The organism is Streptomyces niveus (assembly GCF_001723055.1).
Taxonomy (GTDB): Bacteria; Actinomycetota; Actinomycetes; order Streptomycetales; family Streptomycetaceae; genus Streptomyces; species Streptomyces niveus.
Genome location: NZ_MDCR01000277.1, coordinates 1 through 686, shown reverse-complemented (window position 1 = coordinate 686; position 686 = coordinate 1). Strand labels below are relative to the sequence as shown.

Below are 686 nucleotides of genomic sequence, written 5' to 3'. Positions count from 1 at the left end.
GCCCCGAACGCGACGGCGGACTTGATCGTGCCCTGGAACGCCGGGCCCGCCTCCGTCACACCCAGGTGCAGCGGGTAGTCGCACTGGGCCGCGAGCTGGCGGTAGGCGTTGACCATCACCACCGGGTCGTTGTGCTTCACCGAGATCTTGATGTCACGGAAACCGTGCTCCTCGAACAGCGACGCCTCCCACAACGCCGACTCCACCAGAGCCTCGGGCGTCGCCTTGCCGTACTTCTTCAGAAGACGCGCGTCCAGCGATCCGGCGTTGACGCCGATACGGATCGGGGTGCCCGTCGCGGAGGCCGCCCTCGCGATCTCCTTCACCTTGTCGTCGAACTGCTTGATGTTCCCCGGATTCACCCGCACCGCCGCACACCCCGCGTCGATCGCCGCGAACACGTACTTCGGCTGGAAATGAATGTCCGCGATCACCGGGATCTGCGACTTCCGCGCGATCGTCGCCAACGCGTCCGCGTCGTCCTGCGTCGGACACGCCACCCGCACGATCTGACACCCCGACGCCGTCAGCTCCGCGATCTGCTGCAACGTCGCCCCGACATCCGACGTCCGCGTCGTCGTCATCGACTGCACCGACACCGGCGCATCCCCACCGACAGCCACCGAACCGACCTGGATCCGACGACTGACCCTCCGATCGGCCAGCTTCGTCGGAACATCCGGCAT

1 protein-coding gene is annotated in these 686 nt (G+C 66.8%); it reads right to left on the bottom strand.

The annotated features are described in order from the left end of the window. On the bottom strand, nucleotides 1-686 hold a 686-nt coding region (locus BHU15_RS27870), incomplete at both ends, for a flavodoxin-dependent (E)-4-hydroxy-3-methylbut-2-enyl-diphosphate synthase (protein ID WP_171908459.1).